Annotated in this window: 8 protein-coding genes; 3 read left to right on the top strand and 5 right to left on the bottom strand. The window is 59.7% G+C overall.

Features of this window, described 5'->3' with window-relative positions:
• Window positions 1–85 precede the first annotated feature (85 nt).
• Window positions 86–307: a hypothetical protein gene (locus IEX44_RS08870; protein ID WP_188691972.1), complete on the bottom strand. Its 222-nt coding sequence runs from the start codon at window positions 305–307 to the stop codon at window positions 86–88.
• Between IEX44_RS08870 and IEX44_RS08875 the strand changes: the two genes are divergently transcribed.
• Window positions 297–8,993 carry a glycoside hydrolase family 94 protein gene (locus tag IEX44_RS08875; protein ID WP_188691974.1) on the top strand — a complete coding sequence of 2,899 codons (8,697 nt, stop codon included), beginning with the start codon at window positions 297–299 and terminating at the stop codon, window positions 8,991–8,993. The two genes, IEX44_RS08870 and IEX44_RS08875, sit on opposite strands and share 11 nt — an antisense overlap.
• 63 nt (window positions 8,994–9,056) lie before the next feature.
• Here the strand turns inward: IEX44_RS08875 and IEX44_RS08880 are convergent, their stop codons facing one another.
• Both IEX44_RS08880 and phhA read right to left on the bottom strand, forming a co-directional pair.
• Window positions 9,057–9,353 (bottom strand): 4a-hydroxytetrahydrobiopterin dehydratase, encoded by a 297-nt coding sequence (locus IEX44_RS08880; protein WP_188691977.1) that lies wholly within the window; start codon window positions 9,351–9,353, stop codon window positions 9,057–9,059.
• A gap of 10 nt (window positions 9,354–9,363) precedes the next feature.
• On the bottom strand, window positions 9,364–10,254 hold the full coding sequence (phhA, locus tag IEX44_RS08885; protein WP_188691980.1) for a phenylalanine 4-monooxygenase: 891 nt from the start codon (window positions 10,252–10,254) through the stop codon (window positions 9,364–9,366).
• 138 nt (window positions 10,255–10,392) lie between these two features.
• Between phhA and IEX44_RS08890 the strand changes: the two genes are divergently transcribed.
• Both IEX44_RS08890 and IEX44_RS08895 read left to right on the top strand, forming a co-directional pair.
• Entirely contained in the window at window positions 10,393–10,869 is a 477-nt protein-coding gene (locus tag IEX44_RS08890; RefSeq protein ID WP_188691983.1) for an Lrp/AsnC family transcriptional regulator, read from the top strand.
• Window positions 10,870–11,011: 142 nt separating this feature from the next.
• The gene (locus tag IEX44_RS08895; protein WP_188691986.1) at window positions 11,012–12,799 is read left to right on the top strand and encodes a DUF885 domain-containing protein; all 1,788 of its coding nucleotides are present in this window, start codon (window positions 11,012–11,014) and stop codon (window positions 12,797–12,799) included.
• Window positions 12,800–12,839: 40 nt separating this feature from the next.
• On the opposite strand, the gene ydiJ is transcribed toward IEX44_RS08895, so the two are convergent.
• Window positions 12,840–15,884: a D-2-hydroxyglutarate dehydrogenase YdiJ gene (ydiJ, locus tag IEX44_RS08900; protein WP_188691990.1), complete on the bottom strand. Its 3,045-nt coding sequence runs from the start codon at window positions 15,882–15,884 to the stop codon at window positions 12,840–12,842.
• A gap of 820 nt (window positions 15,885–16,704) precedes the next feature.
• A complete protein-coding gene (locus tag IEX44_RS08905) occupies window positions 16,705–17,748 on the bottom strand; it encodes a DUF1338 domain-containing protein (RefSeq protein ID WP_188691994.1) in 1,044 nt (347 codons plus the stop codon).
• Between the last annotated feature and the right edge of the window lie 12 nt (window positions 17,749–17,760).

Genomic DNA, 17,760 nt, shown 5'->3' on the forward strand with positions numbered 1-17,760 from the left:
GGTAGGAACGCGCTGACATGCATGCCCTGACTCGCTGACAGACGTCGCGATATCACCGCTTCACACTGATTGCCAGTGTCGGCGTTCACACGTCGGCACCCCGGATACCGGCTGGCGGACGAGCATGCAGTCCCGCCATGCCCAGGCGCGTGCTTTGCGCCAGGCTGAACGTTTGACGACTGGCGCAACGCGTCAGTCCTTGCGGTCTGCCGTTCGGGCGAAAGTTCACCCTTCGTCGTTCACCGGCACGCACCAGCAGGCTTGCCTGCAGGCGCACCAGCAGGGAGGCATGCACCTTGGCCAGCATCGACCAGTCTTACGCCCGGCAGGCCGGGCGCCTGTGGAACAAGTCCACGCTAGAAGAAGATGAAAACGATCTGAGAGGATTTGCCGCAACCGAGGCACCGCTCAGGGCGGAGCTGTTCAGCGCGGATCAGATGGAGCGGCATGGCCGCATCCTGGCGGCATCTCACCGCATCGGTGCCGGTTATCAGCAAGATCAGCTGCTTGCCCGCCTGGCTGAAAACGAAGCCATTCTGGTGAATGCTTGTCGCGTGCTGACCAATACCACCAACGCCACCAGGCTGACCCCGGCTGGCGAGTGGTTGCTGGATAACTTCTACCTGATCGAAGAACAGATCCGCACCGCCAAGCGTCACTTTCCCAAGGGGTACGGGCGCGGTCTGCCCAGATTGGCTGAGGGCGAATCTGCCGGCATGCCGCGCGTGTATGAAATCGCGCTGGAGGCCATTGCCCATGGTGATGGTCGCTGGGATCTGGAAAGCCTCAGCCGGTATGTCTCTGCCTATCAGCAGGTCTCTGAACTGACCCTGGGTGAGTTGTGGGCGATTCCGATCATGTTGCGGCTGGCGTTGATCGAGAACCTGCGGCGCGTCAGCGCCAGTATTGCGACGGATAGCGCGGATCGCAATCTGGCGGCTGAATGGGCCAGCCGCATGATCAAAGCGTCTGAAGAAGACCCCAAAAGCCTGATTTTGCTGGTCGCGGATATGGCTCGCAGTGGCCCGGTGATGGGACACACCTTTGTGGCAGAGCTGGCTCGCCGGTTGCAAGGGCAAGGTGCGCAGCTGGCATTGCCGCTGACGTGGATCGAACAAGTGCTGGCCGAACAAGGCCAGACCATCGAGCAAATGGTGCTGGCTGAAAACCGCCAGCAGTCGGCCAATCAGTTATCGATCAGCAACAGTATTTCCAGCTTGCGCCTTTTGGGCGCGACCAACTGGCGTGAGTTTGTTGAAACCCTGAGCGTGGTTGAACAGATTTTGATCAGCGACCCGGCTGGCATGTACACGCACATGGATTTTTCCACGCGTGATCAGTACCGGCATACGGTCGAACGCACTGCTCGCCGCGCGCACATGGCAGAAAGCGCAGTGGCCCGTCAGGCTATCGATCTGGCGGCTGCTGCGGCCAGCAGCGGGCCATTGATCGACTCCCCGATCCACACTGACCGTAAAGCGCACGTCGGGTTTTATCTGTTTGGTGACGGATTGGTACGGCTGGAACAAGCCTGCCAGGCGCAATTGCCGTTTTGGTTGAAGTGCAAACGCGGATTTGCCCGTGCACCGGTTGCCTGCTACCTGGGGGCGATTTCGCTAATCACCCTGGGTGTGGCGCTGCCCATGTTGTACAAGGTGTGGCAAGCCGGTCTGACCAATCCCGTATTGTGGGTGGTGCTGACGGTCTCCCTGTTGCTGGCGGCTAGCCAGTTGGGCGTGGCGTTGATCAACTTGTTTGCCACACACCTGGCCGTACCGCGCTTCTTGCCTCGGCTGGATTACAACCGGGGCATTCCACCTGAGTTACGCACACTGGTCGTTGTCCCAGGCATGCTCAGCAGCGTGGAGGGCGTCGAGCGGCTGGTCGATGATCTGGAAGTGCGTTTCCTGGGTAATCGTGATCCGCATTTGCATTTTGCCCTGCTGACCGATTTCACCGACGCATCTGAAGAACACATGCCGGACGATCAGGCGCTGGTTGCGCTGGTGACCTCCCGCATCAATGCACTCAACAGCCAGTACCCGTCACCGCGGGGTAATACGTTCTTTCTGTTCCATCGGCCGCGCCGCTATAACCCGCGCGAAGGCAAATGGATGGGCTACGAGCGCAAACGCGGCAAACTGGCTGCGTTGAACATGCTGTTGCGTGATGGCGTGACGGAGCCCTTTTCAACGGTGATCGGTCATACGGCGGTGTTGTCCAACGTCAAATATGTGATCACGCTCGATACCGACACCCAACTCCCCAGGGATGCTGCACGCCAGTTCGTCGGCACCATGGCGCACCCGCTCAATCATCCACGGTACGACGAGCAACTGGGCCGCGTGGTCGAAGGTTACGGCATCTTGCAACCACGCGTGGCAGAGAGCCTGCCACCGGGTGGCCCCAGCATGTACGCGCGGCTGATTGGCAGCGAGCCGGGCATCGACCCCTATACACGCACGGTTTCAGATGTATACCAGGACTTGTTTGGTGAAGGCTCGTTCATTGGCAAGGGTATTTATGATGTCGCCACGTTTGAACAAGCGCTGGCCGGGCGTTTCCCGGAGAACACCGTGCTCAGCCACGACTTGCTGGAAGGCTGCTACGCCCGTTCTGGTTTGCTGAGCGACGTCGCGCTTTACGAGACCTCACCCGACAACTATCTGACGGACATACAACGCCGCACGCGCTGGGTGCGCGGTGACTGGCAGTTGTCTGACTGGCTGTTCTTCAAGGTGAAGAACGAGCAGGGCGAACGTATCCCCAACCCGTTGAGCATTCTGTCGCGCTGGAAGCTCAAGGACAATCTGCGCCGCAGTCTGGTGCCACTGTCGCTGGTTGTGCTGACCGTACTGGGTGCTACCGTCTTGCCCATGCCGCGCTTGTGGCTGGGCACATTGCTGACGGTGTTGTGGTTGCCGACCATTCTGTCTGCGCTGCTGGATCTGGCACGCAAGCCGCGTGGTATTACCTGGCGCCAGCATCTGTTTACCAATAGCCACCTGATCTGGGTCCAGGCCACACAACTGGGCTTGCGCCTCGCGACCTTGCCGCACGAAACCTGGGTCACCACGGGCGCCATTTTGCGCACGCTTTGGCGCAAGTGGTTTACCCACAAGCATCTGCTGGAGTGGTCGACCTCTGAAGTGGCCCGCACGACGGCGCGTTATGACCTGAAGACTTTTATCCGCGCCATGTGGATCGGCCCGGTGGCCGCAGTGGCAATCCTGGTCTGCGCACCGCTGATTGATGTCACCTGGCTGGTCTTTGCGGCGATCCTGGCCGGTTTGTGGCTATTGTCGCCGGTGCTGGCCTGGTGGATCAGCCAGCCACCCGCTGCCTTTGCGACGGAACTGGACACCGAGCAAACCACATTGCTGCGCCGGACGGCACGCAAAACCTGGCTTTTCTTCGAGACCTTTGTCACCGCGCAGGAACACTGGCTACCACCTGATAATTTCCAGGAGGTGCCGGACGAAGGCATCATCGCGCATCGCACCTCGCCCACCAATATCGGCCTCTCTTTGCTGGCCAACATGACCGCGTATGATTTCGGTTACTTGTGCGGTGGCGCCATGCTGGAGCGCACCACCAACACGCTCAATGGCATGCTCAGCCTGGAGCGTTATCGGGGCCATCTCTACAACTGGTACGACACCCGCAGCCTGCAACCGCTGGCACCGCGTTATGTGTCGACCGTAGATAGCGGCAACCTGGCCGGGCATTTGATCACCCTGCGCCAGGGGTTGCTGGCACTGACTGAAGACCCGCTTATCCACCCGATGCTGTGGCATGGTCTGGATGACGGGATCAAGCTGATAACAAGCCTGTGGCTGGCAGAAGCGCCCCAGCCACTGGTCCAGTTGCAATCGCAGATCAGCGGCGCGCTATTGGTGCCGCCGGCCAGCCCGGCAGATGCATACAGCACGCTCAAGAATCTGACCCAGGATGTGGATACGCTGTGTGCGTTGATTCCGGACGATGCCGAGCAAAATGAACTGCGCCGCGCCGCGGCCTCGGTGCAGCGCCAGTGTCATGCCACCCTGGGTGAAATCGAACACCTGATGCCGTGGGCAACCTGGTCGGCGGAGCAACGTGCGCAGGTGGTGTCGTTAAACCGCATTCCCTTGCTGCGTGATCTGCCGGGCTTTGCCAGTGTTGCTACAGATGAATGGCACTTGCCGGCCGACCTGGCCGAACAAGTCGGAGCCGCCAGCCGTCACGCGCGGGACCGGCTCTCGCTGATGAACGCGCTTGCGGTGCAGGCGCTGGAACTGGCGCAGATGGATTACGGCTTTTTGTACGACCCTTCTGTGCATTTGCTGGCCGTGGGCTACAACTGCGACGACAACCGGCGTGACAGCGGCCGTTATGACTTGCTGACCTCGGAAAACCGCCTGTGTAATTTTGTGGCGATTGCCCAGGGTCAACTACCGCAGGAAAGCTGGTTTGCCCTGGGCCGCTTGTTGACGCTGGTTGATAACGAACCGGTAATGGTGTCCTGGAGTGGCTCGATGTTCGAGTACCTCATGCCCATGCTGGTCATGCCCACCTACCCCGAGACCTTGCTCGATACCACGTGCCGTGCCGCCGTGCGTGCGCAGATTACCTACGGCAAACAGGCTGACGTGCCCTGGGGGATTTCAGAATCGGGCTACAACACGACTGACGCGCACCTCAATTACCAGTACCGCGCTTTTGGCGTGCCCGGACTGGGGCTGAAACGCGGGCTTGTCGATGACCTGGTCATTGCACCATATGCCACGGTGATGGCATTGATGGTCGCGCCGACTGCCGCATGCCAGAACCTGCAAAAGCTCAGTGCCATGGGGGCGGAAGGTGCGTATGGCTATTACGAGGCCATCGACTACACCCTCGCCCGCTTACCGCGTGGCCAAAAGCATGCCATGGTGCGTTCGTTCATGGCCCACCATCAGGGTATGGCGTTTTTATCGCTGTCTTATGCCTTGTTGGGTCAGCCCATGCTCAAGCGCTTTGGCGCTGACCCGCAATGCCAGGCCACCATGCTGTTGTTGCAGGAGCGCGTGCCCAAGACCATTGCGGTGTACGCCCGGGCTGGCCAGTTTGCCAATAGCAGTGCGCAGGCCGAAACCCTTGAGGCGTCGATCCGGGAGTTCGACCGCCCCGATACCCCGGCGCCCGAGGTGCAACTGCTGTCCAACAGCCGTTATCACGTGATGGTGAACAACGCCGGGAGTGGGTACAGCCGCTGGAAGAACATGGCGGTGACGCGATGGCAAGAAGACTCAACGCTGGATCAACTGGGCGTGTATTGCTATCTGCGGGACCTGGAAACAGGTTTGTTCTGGTCGTCGTCATCGCGCCCTTGCGGTATGCCGGGTGAGAACTTCCGCGCCATCTTTTCCGAAGCGCATGCTGAGTTCCATCGGCAGGATCAACGTTATGACGTCCGCAGCGAGATCGTCGTTTCACCGGAAGATGACATTGAATTGCGGCGCATCCGCATTACCAACCGTGCCCGCCGTCGGCGCATTCTGGAAGTCACCAGCTATGCCGAAGTGGTGATCGCACCAGTCAGTGCCGATAACGCTCATCCGGCATTCAGCAAGCTGTTTGTTGAAAGCGAAATCCTGCCGGAACAACAAGCCATTTTGTGTCACCGCCGCAAGCGCGAACAAAAAGAACCACAGCCTTATCTGTTGCACTTGATGGCGGTGCACGGTGCAGATGTCGATCACTTCAGCTGCGAGACCGATCGCGCGCGGTTTATCGGTCGTGGCAATACGCTGGCATCCCCGGTGGCCCTGACCGCGACCGGTCATCTCTCCAATACTCAAGGGGCCGTCCTGGACCCGGTGGTCTCGGTGCGTCATCACATTGTTCTGGAGCCTGAGGCGACGGTCACGCTTGATCTGGTGCTGGGTATGTCTGATACGCGTGACGGCGCGCTGGCATTGATTGAGAAATACCGCGACCGGCGTCTGGCGGACCGGGTGTTTGATCTGGCCTGGACGCACAATCTGGTGCTGCTGCGGCAGATCAACGCCAGTGAGGCCGATGGCCAGTTGTATGGCCGCATGGCCGGCGCCATCCTTTATCCGAACGCGGCACAACGGGCAGAAGTGGCGGTGTTGATGAACAACCGGCGCGGTCAGTCTGGCCTGTGGGGATATGCCATTTCTGGTGACCTGCCCATTGTGCTGTTGCGTATTGCTGATCCGGGCCGTATTGATCTGGTCCGGCAACTGGTCCAGGCCCACGCTTATTGGCGGCTGAAAGGGCTGGCGGTTGATCTGGTCATTCTGAATGAAGACCACGCAGGTTACCGTCAGGCGCTGCAAGACCAGATCATGGGTTTGATCAGCGCGGGCGTGGAAGCCAGCGCCAACGACAAACCTGGCGGGGTTTTCGTGCGCAATGGCGAACAGATGTCGATGGAGGATCGCACGCTCTTGCAAACCGTGGCACGCATCATCATTACCGATACGCGCGGCAGTTTGCAGGATCAGGTGACGCGCCGTGGCGCCCTCAGCGTTGCGCCGCCGCCATTGCCGGTCAATAGCAGCAGCATCGTGCCTCTACCGGAAGCACCACGCCGGCAAACGCTGGATTTGCAGTATCACAACGGCACGGGCGGTTTTTCGGCAGATGGTCGTGAATACATCATCAGTACCCGCGATACGCAACGCACGCCTGTGCCGTGGTCCAACATGCTGGCCAACAGTGATTTTGGCACCATGATTTCTGAAAGCGGTATGGCCTATACCTGGCGTGGCAATGCCCACGAGTTCCGTCTTTCACCCTGGTATAACGACCCGGTTCAGGATACCGGCGGCGAAGCGATTTACCTGCGGGATGAAGAAACCGGCAAGTTCTGGTCTCCGACGCCGCTGCCGGCGCGCGGTACGGGTGAATACATCACGCGTCATGGCTTCGGCTATAGCGTGTTTGAGCATGAAGAGAACGGCATCCGCACGGAGTTGTGGGTGTACGTCGCGCTGGATGCGCCGGTGAAGTTTTCGCGCCTGAAAATCCGTAACGTTTCTGGGCGTACCCGCAAGCTGACGGTGACCGGTTATGTGGAATGGGTGCTGGGCGACTTGCGTGCAAAAACAGCGCCGTTTGTGGTGACAGAGATCTCGCCCGCGACCGGTGCGCTCTACGCACGCAACAGCTACACGGCTGCCGCTGGCACCCAGGTCGCGTTCTTTGATGTGGACGATCCACTGCGTGAAATCACGGCTGACCGCCGTGAATTCATTGGTCGCGCCGGGACGCATGCGCGCCCGGCGGCGATGGAACGAACGCGGCTTTCCGGCCGGGTTGGCGCTGCGCTCGACCCGTGCGGTGCCATTCAGGTGCCGTTTGCGCTGGTTGATGGGCAGGAACGTGAAATGACCTTCCGCCTCGGCGCCGGTCAGGACGTCACTGAAGCGGACTCGCTGGTGCCGCGTTTCCGCGGGAATACCACTGCTGCCGATGTACTTGATCATGTGCAGCAATACTGGCAACGCGTGCTCGGTGCGGTGCAGGTACAGACACCAGACCCATCTATCAACCTGATGGCAAACGGTTGGCTGGTTTATCAAGTGCTGGCGTGCCGTTTGTGGGGCCGCAGCGGGTATTACCAGTCTGGCGGCGCGTTCGGATACCGTGACCAGATTCAGGACACCATGGCGCTGGTCCACGCTGAGCCCGTCCGCATGCGTGAGCACGTGCTGTTATGCGCCAGCCGCCAGTTCATGGATGGCGATGTGCAGCACTGGTGGCACCCACCGACAGGGGCAGGCGTGCGTACGCGGTGCTCCGATGATTACTTGTGGTTGCCCATGGCCTTGTGCCGGTATGTAGAAACCACCGGCGATATGGCCATTCTGGATGAAACCGTACCGTATCTGACCGGACGTCCCCTCAACCCGGATGAAGAAAACTGGTACGACCTGCCGGGCGTGAGCGATATCCGCGAGCCCGTCTACCAGCACGGCATGCGGGCCATTCTGCATGGCTTGCGTTATGGTCCGCACGGCATTCCGCTGATGGGCTCGGGGGACTGGAACGACGGCATGAACCTTGTCGGTGAACACGGCGTGGGGGAGAGCGTGTGGCTGGGCTTCTTCTTGTATGAAGTCTTGTGCCAGTACGGCAAACTGGCCCGGCAGTATGGGGATGCCGCGTTTGCCGAACGCTGTGCCCAGGAAGCCGCCCAGTTGCAGCAATCACTCGAAACCCATGCCTGGGATGGCGAATGGTACAAACGCGCCTGGTTTGATGACGGCACGCCGCTGGGCACCGCCACCAACACCGAATGCCGCATTGACTCGATCGCACAGAGCTGGTCCGTCCTTTCCGGTGCCGGTGACCCGATTCGCGCACAGCGTGCCATGCAGTCGCTCAATGAAAACCTGGTGCGTCGGCCCGACAAGCTGATCCAGTTACTGGATCCGCCTTTCGACAAAGGTCATCTGGAGCCCGGGTACATCAAGGGTTATGTGCCTGGCGTGCGGGAAAACGGGGGTCAGTACACCCACGCCGCTGTCTGGACGACCATGGCGTTTGCGCATATGGGAGATACGCGCAATGCCTGGGAACTGATGAACTTGATCAACCCGATCAACCACGCGCGGGATGCGGCTGAAGTGGCGCAATACAAGGTCGAGCCCTACGTGGCAGCGGCTGATGTCTATGGCGTTGCCCCGCACACCGGGCGCGGCGGCTGGACATGGTATACGGGCTCGGCCGGCTGGATGTACCGGCTGATTGTGGAGTCACTCCTGGGTGTTCACCGTGAAGCCGATACCTTGCGCCTCACGCCGTTACTACCGCCAGACTGGCCGGGGTACGAGCTAACCTACCACTTTGGCCAGAGTACTTACCGTATCCACATCCGTCGTGCCGACCAGCCCGGCGTGCGGTTGACGGTGGATGGCGAGGAACAGGACAGCCCGGTACTGCCGTTGAAAGATGACCACGCAGAGCATTGGGTGGAACTGCAGTTGGGACAGCAGTGAAATTGAAAAGGGGATCGCGGTGCGATCCCCTTTTTGAATCCTGCGGCAGAGGCGGGGGTATGACTACTGCCCCGCCAGCTCATCCATAAATCGTGCCATTTCAATATCCAGCGCCGACACGCCTTTGGCATCATGCGTGGTCAGTACAACCTCTACCCGGTTGTAGACATTGAACCATTCCGGGTGATGGTTCATCTGCTCGGCCTTGAGCGCCACGCGCGCCATAAAGCCAAACGCGGTGTTGAAATCCTGAAACTTGAAATTGCGGCTGATCGCGTCGCGATCCTTCACGTTTTGCCAGCCGGGCAGGCCGTGCAGGGCGCTGACGCGTTCGGCGTCGGGTAGCTTGTGTGTGGTCATGTCGGGCTCCTCAGGCATCTTCAGTGTCCGGCCAGCCTTCACCCGTGCCCTGATGCAGCACTGTATCGCCAGGCAAAATTGCGCCAGCGGGGATCTCAGGCTTGGGGGCAATGGCCGCGTACAGCGGCGCAAAATCGGGTTCGGTGGCCTTGAACAGTTGTTCAAAACTGTCGATCACAAAGTACGTTTTCTGGAACGAGTCATAGCGATAACGGGTTTTCATGATCCGCTGCAGATCAAACCCCAGCCGGTTGGGGCTGTCGCTGTCCAGGCAATAGTGGGACTCCGAGCTGGAAGATAAAATCCCGGCGCCATAAATCCGCAGGCCTTTGGGTGTATTGATCAGGCCAAACTCCACGGTAAACCAGTATAGCCGTGCCAGCATGTCCAGCCCGCCCAGGCTGTCAGCTTTGACACCGCCCTTGCCGTAGGCCTGCACATAATCGGCAAACACCGGGTTCATCAGCAGTGGCACGTGACCGAACAAGTCGTGAAAGATGTCGGGCTCTGGCAGGTAGTCCAGATTGTCTGGCTCACGAATCCACCAGGTGACCGGAAAGCGGCGATTGGCCAGGTGCTCAAAGAAAATGTCTCCCGGGATCAGACCGGGCACCGCCACCAGTTGCCAGCCGGTAGCGGCCATCAGATGCTGGTTGAGTTCGCCAAAATCAGGGATACGATCCGGGCTGACTTGCAGGGCGGCAATACCTTCCAGGTATTCATCGCAGGCGCGGCCCGGCAATAGCGCTACCTGACGCGCATACAGCGTCGCCCAGGTGGCGTGGTCGGCCTCGGTGTAGCGGTCCAGCGGCTGGGGCATGGTGTAGTCGGTATCGTGACTGAGCCCCGCGTTTTTGCGGACGGTGATGTCAGGCACGACAAATTCTTCAGCCTGGTTCATGGTGTTGTTCCTGTTTGCGCCATGAATACAGTCTACGGCCGATGACGCGCGCAACTTGCGCAAAATAGCCCTGGTTTTTCTCAGGGAATGCGTAAATCATGCAATGATTGATCTACTCATGCAGGAAGTACGCAAAATATGCTTGATAAGTTCGATTACCAGATTCTGGAACAACTCCAGAAAGACGCGCGTGCCTCTCACCAGCAACTCAGCCAGCATGTGCCCTTATCCCCTTCGCAGATCGGCCGGCGCATTCAGCGCATGGAAGAGTCTGGCGTAGTCCGTGGCTATCGTGTCACGCTGGATCCGGAACTATTGGGCTTATCGGTGCAGGCCTTTGTCAGCGTGATTCTGGAGCGCCACGGCGAAGCGGCGATTCGCGAATTTGCGGCTGCCGTGCAAGCCATGCCAGAAGTCCTGGAAGGCTTTGGCATTACCGGGGATGCGGACTACCTGCTGCGGGTGATCGTGCCCGATTTGCCGGCGCTGTCGCGCTTTGTGATGCACAAGCTCACCAGTCTGCCAGGCGTGCGCAGCGTGAAATCCAGCGTGGCGCTGGCGCCGGTGAAGCACACGGCATCGCTGCCGTTACCCATGCCCACCGGCAAGGGGTAGAGCCCCAGTGCAACCTATATGTCACCTTCGTTTCATACAAAGTTGACGCTCGTCATCCCCGCCCATAACGTCAGCCCCTTGTAGCTGATTGACCGGCATCTATCAGGTGCCGGCCTTCTACTTCTTCTATCCGGAGACCTCCATGCCCAAGCGCCCGTCTGCGCTCTTGCTGGCGCTGGCATTTGCTGCGCCTGTCGTTTTCGCCGGTTCACCGCCCGCCTGGGTGACACGCAGCAACCAGTTTGCCCAGCCCATCCTGCATGCCCAGGGCGTGTTTGATCCGGAATCTGCCTCCAGCAGTGGCGATGAAGAATTCGATACGCAGGTCGCCGATTTGCGCCCGGGGTTGTATGAGCGCGAACAAGCGGATGCCGCCCGGCTCACAAAGCGTCTGAAAGCCAGCCGCGCCGCTGAGCATGACCCGAAAGTGCAAGAGGATCTGGACATCCTCATTCACTCGGTCCAGGCGCAGGCCACCACGCTCAAGCTCAATCACCAGTACCTGCTGCAGTACATCAATGTGCCGCAAATTGCCTATTACGGCCTCGATGGGCTGCTTGAGCCACGTAACAAGCCCGAACGACAGGCTCACGCACTGGTGCGCCTGAAGCGCTACGCCGGGCTGGAACCGGGCTACCGTCCGCTGACCGATCTGGCGCGGGAACGCACGGAAGAAGACCTGAAGCGGAGTGGGCTGACCGGCCCGTATGTAGAAGACATCAAAACGCAGCTCAGCAACATCGACACGATGATTGACGGCATGCGTGATGACTTCACGCGTGCCGGCATCAAGGGCTGGGAACAACCGCTGGCGGTGTTCAGCCAGCAACTGCGCGATTACGGCAACTGGGCCCGGACCACGCTGGTGCCGCACGCCCGGCAAGAAGCCCGCCCGCCTGAAGCCATTTACGCCGACAACCTGCGCATGTACGGCGTAGAGATTGGTCCGGATGAGCTCATCCAGCGCGCTGGTGCGGATTTTCTGGAAGTTCAAGGCCAGATGCAGGCTGTTGCGGACAAGATCGCGGCAGAACGACATTTTTCTTCCAGCAATTACCGTGATGTCATCCGTGAGCTGAAAAAACAGGTGATCACCCCGGATCAGATGTTGCCGCATTATCGGCAGCGACTTGGCCAGATTGAGGCCATCATCCGCGAACAGCATCTGGTGACCTTGCCCAACCGCGCAGCCAACATCCGGATGGCGACGGACGCAGAAGCTGCCAGTATTGGCTCGCCGTTCATGAGCCCGCCGCGCCTGATCGGCAACACGGGGGAGTACGGCGAGTTCGTCATCGTGGCGCAGAACCCGCATGCCAAGTCTGATGCCAAGATGGATGACGACAGTTTTGAAGCCGCGTCCTGGACACTCACCGCCCACGAAGCCCGACCGGGCCACGAACTGCAGTTCTCCAGCATGGTGGAAAACGGGACTTCGATTGCCCGTGCCATCTTTGCCGAGAACAGCGCCAATGTGGAAGGGTGGGCGGTGTACTGCGAAGCCACGATTGAGCCCTATATGCCGCTGGATGGGCAGTTGATCTCGCTCGACGCCCGGTTGATGCGGGTGGCGCGAGCCTTCCTTGATCCGATGATCAACACCGGCCGCATTACCCCGGCGCGCGCCAAGCAGGTATTGATGGATGACCTGGTGCTGTCCGAACCCCTGGCGCAGTCAGAGATCGACCGCTACGCCTTCAATAGCCCGGGACAGGCGACCGCTTACTATTACGGCTACACGCAACTGCGTTCGCTGTTGACCCAAACCCGCTTGCTGCTGGGGCCGCAGTTCAATCTGCAGGCGTTCAATGATTTTGTGGTGTCACAAGGATTGCTGCCACCAGAGTTGATGCGCAAAGCGGTACTGGAAAGCTTTGTACCGACACAATTGGCGGCGGGCGGGGCTAGCAACAAAAACGCCAGCAAGTAAGCGTGCCAGACTAAAAAAACGGCCCCTGACGGGCCGTTTTTTATTGGGCTGAACGCACTGCCTGCAGCAAGGCCTGCACCGGATGCCGCAAGCTCACGTCATCGACGAGCCTCGTCTGGCAGCGGCAAGAATAACCGGTCGCCAGCACATCATGCGCCTCGCCATGCGCCGCAATAATGGGTGCCCAGCTCAAGCTATAGATGTGTTCAGACATCGCCCGGTTGGATGCCTCATGCCCGTATGTCCCGGCCATGCCGCAGCAGCCGGTCGCCTGGGTATTGAGTGTGATACCGAAGTGATGGAACAGCTTTTGCCAGTCGCCAGGTGCGGTGGGTACGCTGGTTTTCTCGGTGCAGTGAGATAACAACGTCAATGTTTCGCCACTGGCGCGGACCTCTGGCCAGCGGGACAGTTGCTCTGCCAGCCATTCCTGAATCAACTGTACGGCTGGGGCTGCGTCTTTGCCGAGCGTTTTGACGTACTCGGCGCGGTACGCCAGGGTCATGGATGGCTCCAGGCCGACCAGTGCGATACCCGATGCGGCCAGCGCACGCAGGTGATCGGCGTTTTTGCCGGCAACACGGGCAAACCGGCCCAGAAAACCGTGCACATGCAGTGGTTTGCCATTGGGCGCAAACGGGGCCAGCAGTGGGGTGAAGCCCAGTTGCTGCAGCAGTTCAAAGGTATCCAGCAGCAAGCTGGTTTCCAGATAACTGGTGAAGGCGTCCTGCACCACGATCACTGCATTGGCGCGGGCGGTGTCATCCAGCGTTTGCAATACTTCGGTTGTTGCCAGCTTGAAGTTGCGTTGCTGCAGGGCCTGTACCGGGTGCGTGCCCGAGAGTAACGGGCTGTGCACCAGGTTCAGCTTTGCCAGCATGCTCTGGCCCAGCTTGCTACCCATGACCGCGTTGTATAACGCTGGCCAGCGGGCGAACAGCGGCAGGGTGCTTTCCATGCTGCCAACCAGATAATCCTTGAACGGGCGAAGATAGCGGCCGTAATACAGCTCCATGAATTTGCTGCGGAACTCCGGGACATCCACCTTCACCGGGCACTGCGCCACACAGGATTTACACGCCAGGCACCCCTGCATGGCTTCCATGACCTCGTGGCTGAAATCTGCTTCGCCGCGCCGCCGACCCAACGTGTTGCCCAGTCGCGCCGGTAACATCAACCAGACATTGCCGCTGCGCAGGTTGGCGCTTTCAGATACCGGATCGACCCCGGCCAGCGTCATTTGCCGTAACCATTCCCGGATGAGCGATGCGCGGCCTTTGGGCGAGTGCCGCCGCTCACGCGTGCCCTTCCAGGACGGGCACATGGCGTCATCCGGATCAAAGTTGTAGCACGCGCCGTTGCCATTGCAGTGCATCGCTTCAGCGTAGCGTTCGCGTACCGCAATGGGAATGATCCGGTCATGTTGACCGCGCGTGGGTACGCCATCAATGCGCAGTAAACCATCGGGCGTGGGGGCGGCAATCTTGCCCGGATTCAGCTGATTATGCGGATCAAACACCGCCTTGATCTGTTGCAGTGTGGGGTAGAGCGGCCCGAAGAAATGCGGTGCATATTCAGAACGCACGCCCTTGCCATGCTCGCCCCACAACAGGCCGTGGTACTTCTGCGTCAGTGCAACTACACCATCGCTGATGGTGCGGATGCGTTGTTCGTCTTCCGGGTTTTTCATATCCAGTGCCGGGCGCACGTGCAGCACGCCAGCATCGACATGCCCGAACATGCCGTAAACCACGCCATGGCTATCGAGTAGCGCGCGGAATTCGGCAATGTAATCTGCCAGGTGTTCGGGTGGCACGGCGGTGTCTTCGACAAAGGGAATCGGCCGCCGCTCGCCTTGCATATTGGCCAGCAGGCCAACGGATTTTTTGCGCATATTCCACAGTCGGCCGACTGCGGCTTCACCTCGGGCCAGGGTATAGCCATTGCGCCCATGCGCCTGGCCCTGACCATCCAGAATGCCGGTGACTTCGGTGAGTCTGGCTTCAAGCGCGACTTCGTCATCGGCAATGAATTCGACCAGATTGATACCCAACGCTTCCGGGCCATCGTCATCCGGGAAGAACTCCGCGACGCCGTGCCAGATGATGTCCTGCCGCGCCAGCGCCAGTACTCTGGAATCGACGGTTTCAATCGACGCAGCCTGCAAGGCCATCAGACGCGGGGCGTCACGCAAGGCGGCATCAAATGTCGTGTAGCGTACGTTCACCAGCGCGCTGAATTTGGGGATAGGCAGTACGTTGAGTTTGACCTCGGTCACGAGGCCCAATGTGCCCTCCGCGCCGCACAGAATGGCGTTCAGATCGAACAAGCCATCGGCATTGCGGATATGCGCCAGGTCATAACCGGTGAGGCAGCGATTCAGTTTGGGGAAGCGTTCCGCAATCAGATCGGCTTGATCGCGTGCAATGCTGTCCAGCAGTCGATGGACTTCTCCGACCAGATCGCCCCGTTGCTGAATACTGAGGAGTTCATCTGCTGGCAGCGGTTCTGAATGCCAATGCGTGCCGTCCAGCAATACGGTATCCAGCGCCAGGACGTGATCCCGCGTTTTGCCATACAAGCAGGAACCCTGGCCGCTGGCATCGGTATTGACCATGCCGCCAATCGTGGCGCGGTTGGAGGTGGAGAGTTCCGGCGCAAAAAACAGCCCGTGCGGTTTGAGTGCGGCGTTCAATTGATCCTTCACCACACCGGCTTCTACCCGTACCCAGCGCTCTTGGGGATTGATTTCCAGAATGCGGTTCATATTACGGGAGAGATCAACCACCACGCCCTGGGTGAGCGATTGTCCGTTGGTTCCCGTACCCCCGCCGCGCGGGCTGATCACCAGATGCCGGAACCGCTCCTCGGCCAGCACTTTGACAACGCGGATGATGTCGTCGGCGTGTTTTGGCGTGACCACGACCTGGGGCCAGATCTGGTAGATGGAGTTGTCTGTGGCAGCAACGGTGCGGTCAGCGTAACTGGCCGAGAGCTCACCCTCGAAGCCACGGGTGCGGAGTTCGGTGATGAAATCCAGGTAAAGTGGATTGGAGAGGGGGCGTTCGGCCAGGCGCGGGATCATATGTTTTGCTGCGCGGGTGGGGTTAGGGTGATTGAACACTAAAAATAGTTGGATGTGTTCAGGAGGTTGGGGTTCGCGGGTTGAAAACCTTTTAAACCTCTTTGTTCAGCGCCTTCGGCGCGTTGTTTACATGTCGGGGGTTGCCCGACAGCAAGGGCCTTTCTTTTGGGGCGCCAAAAGAAAGGCACCAAAGAAAAACGACCCCTGCGACGGCGCCCACTTCGTGGGTTCCCTGCGCTTCTCGCGAAGTCCGGCTGGCTCCAGGGAACTCGGGCTAAAGCCCTCAAACACCCTTACGCCGAAACCCCGGACTTCACTGCGATGCTCGGCGCAGTCAAGGGGAGGCAAGTCAAAAGCAACTGCAACCCCGCAAACCGTCTGTTTGCAAGAATGGCCTGGTGATTCCACCACTTCGTCATTCCCCTCGGCGGGCCCCCGCTAAGGCGGGAATCCAGTCCGCAGCCCAACGGGCTGCCTTTGGTGGATTGTCGCTTCGCTCCGAATCCACCCTACAAACCCGCGCCCAGACGATTTGGCTGTTGCCGTTGCTTTTGACGTTCCCCCATTAAAGCCAAGCGCCGAAGGATGGAGGGAGACCTTAGGCTCCCGACCGACTGAGGGCAGCCCGGAGGGCCGCCAGGCTGGGGTCGCCTTTTCTTTGGGTACTTTCTTTTGGCGACCCAAAAGAAAGTACCGTGCTCCGGGCACCCCCGGTATCAAATGCTTTTACTCGCGCCGAAGGCGCTAACAGGGGTTTGGGCTTTCAGTGCTTTGCAGGCACCAGCTAGCCAAACGCCGCCAACCACTCCCGCAAAAAACCTTACCCTGGCGCCTGCGCCGCAGTCATCTTGAAAATCCCCTGCGCATTCCCGCTATCAAACCGCAAATCCAGATGTGTCTGCCCGGCCTCGCCCGTCAGCAAATCACGCGAAATAAACTCATAAAACGACCCCGGCACCACTTTCTTTACCACACCGCCGTCAGCGGTCTTGAATGCACGCTCCACCATCGCTGCCTTGAAGGCAGTCTGACGCACAGACCCGGCACCAGAGATCTCCACTTTGTCTTTGATTGGCGCACCCTGCGCGCGGAGCTGATCGGCCAGGGCTATCACATCCGGCACGCGGTCGGTCGCGTGGTTAAAGCTGTTGCCTTCCGTGGCAATCCACGCCATTTCGGCTGATTCGGTCAGCAGCGTTTCGTAGGCAGCCAGGGGCGGGGTGTCGTGCTGTACGTTAAAACAAGCCACCAGCGCTGGCAGCAGTTTGAAGGCGTCGTTGAGTGGCAGGGCGCGGTGCGCGGCCAGTTTGGCGAGCAGGGCTTTGTGCTCGTCGGTCAGCGGGTCATGGCTGCTGCTGACCACGGCATCGACCGCTGCACCAAACGTCGGGGAGAACTGGTCGACATGCAGTTCAGAGACAAAAAACTGGGCCACGATCTCTGGCGCATCATCATGGCAATACGCGCGGCCGGTCATTTTCAGGCGGGCTAGCGGGTACACGGCGGCGACACTGAAACCCAGCGGCTCCAGGATACGTTTGAAGGCCGCTTCGCCTTGCGGCAAGGCGCCCGTGTTGGCGGCGGTGACGGTACGCAGGGCGCCATGATCGAACACAACTTTCTCGCCCGCAGCCAGTTTGGCATCCACATAGCGTTTGCCTTCCGGCACGGCATCCAGGTTTTTGGCGAACAATTGCATGTTCATGGCCTGCGCGATCAATACGCGAGGCACGCTGGCAACCGGGGCGGTCAGCAAGGTGTCGTCGACATCAATCATGTCGAACAGCTTTTGCGTGGCGTCGGCGCCAATGGTGGCCTCCAGCAATTGCCAGAGCTGGCTGTGGCGAGGGTCGAATGCGGTCATGGGGCAATCCTT

The sequence above is a fragment of the Silvimonas amylolytica genome (assembly GCF_014645555.1).
Classification (GTDB): Bacteria; Pseudomonadota; Gammaproteobacteria; order Burkholderiales; family Chitinibacteraceae; genus Silvimonas; species Silvimonas amylolytica.

Excerpts from the sequence above, each read along its gene's own strand:
- IEX44_RS08870 (WP_188691972.1), bottom strand. The coding sequence starts at position 307 with ATGCTGGCCAAGGTGCATGCCTCCCTGCTGGTGCGCCTGCAGGCAAGC.
- IEX44_RS08880 (WP_188691977.1), bottom strand. The coding sequence starts at position 9,353 with ATGACCACACACAAGCTACCCGACGCCGAACGCGTCAGCGCCCTGCAC.
- phhA (WP_188691980.1), bottom strand. The coding sequence starts at position 10,254 with ATGAACCAGGCTGAAGAATTTGTCGTGCCTGACATCACCGTCCGCAAA.
- IEX44_RS08890 (WP_188691983.1), top strand. The coding sequence starts at position 10,393 with ATGCTTGATAAGTTCGATTACCAGATTCTGGAACAACTCCAGAAAGAC.
- IEX44_RS08895 (WP_188691986.1), top strand. The coding sequence starts at position 11,012 with ATGCCCAAGCGCCCGTCTGCGCTCTTGCTGGCGCTGGCATTTGCTGCG.
- ydiJ (WP_188691990.1), bottom strand. The coding sequence starts at position 15,884 with ATGATCCCGCGCCTGGCCGAACGCCCCCTCTCCAATCCACTTTACCTG.
- IEX44_RS08905 (WP_188691994.1), bottom strand. The coding sequence starts at position 17,748 with ATGACCGCATTCGACCCTCGCCACAGCCAGCTCTGGCAATTGCTGGAG.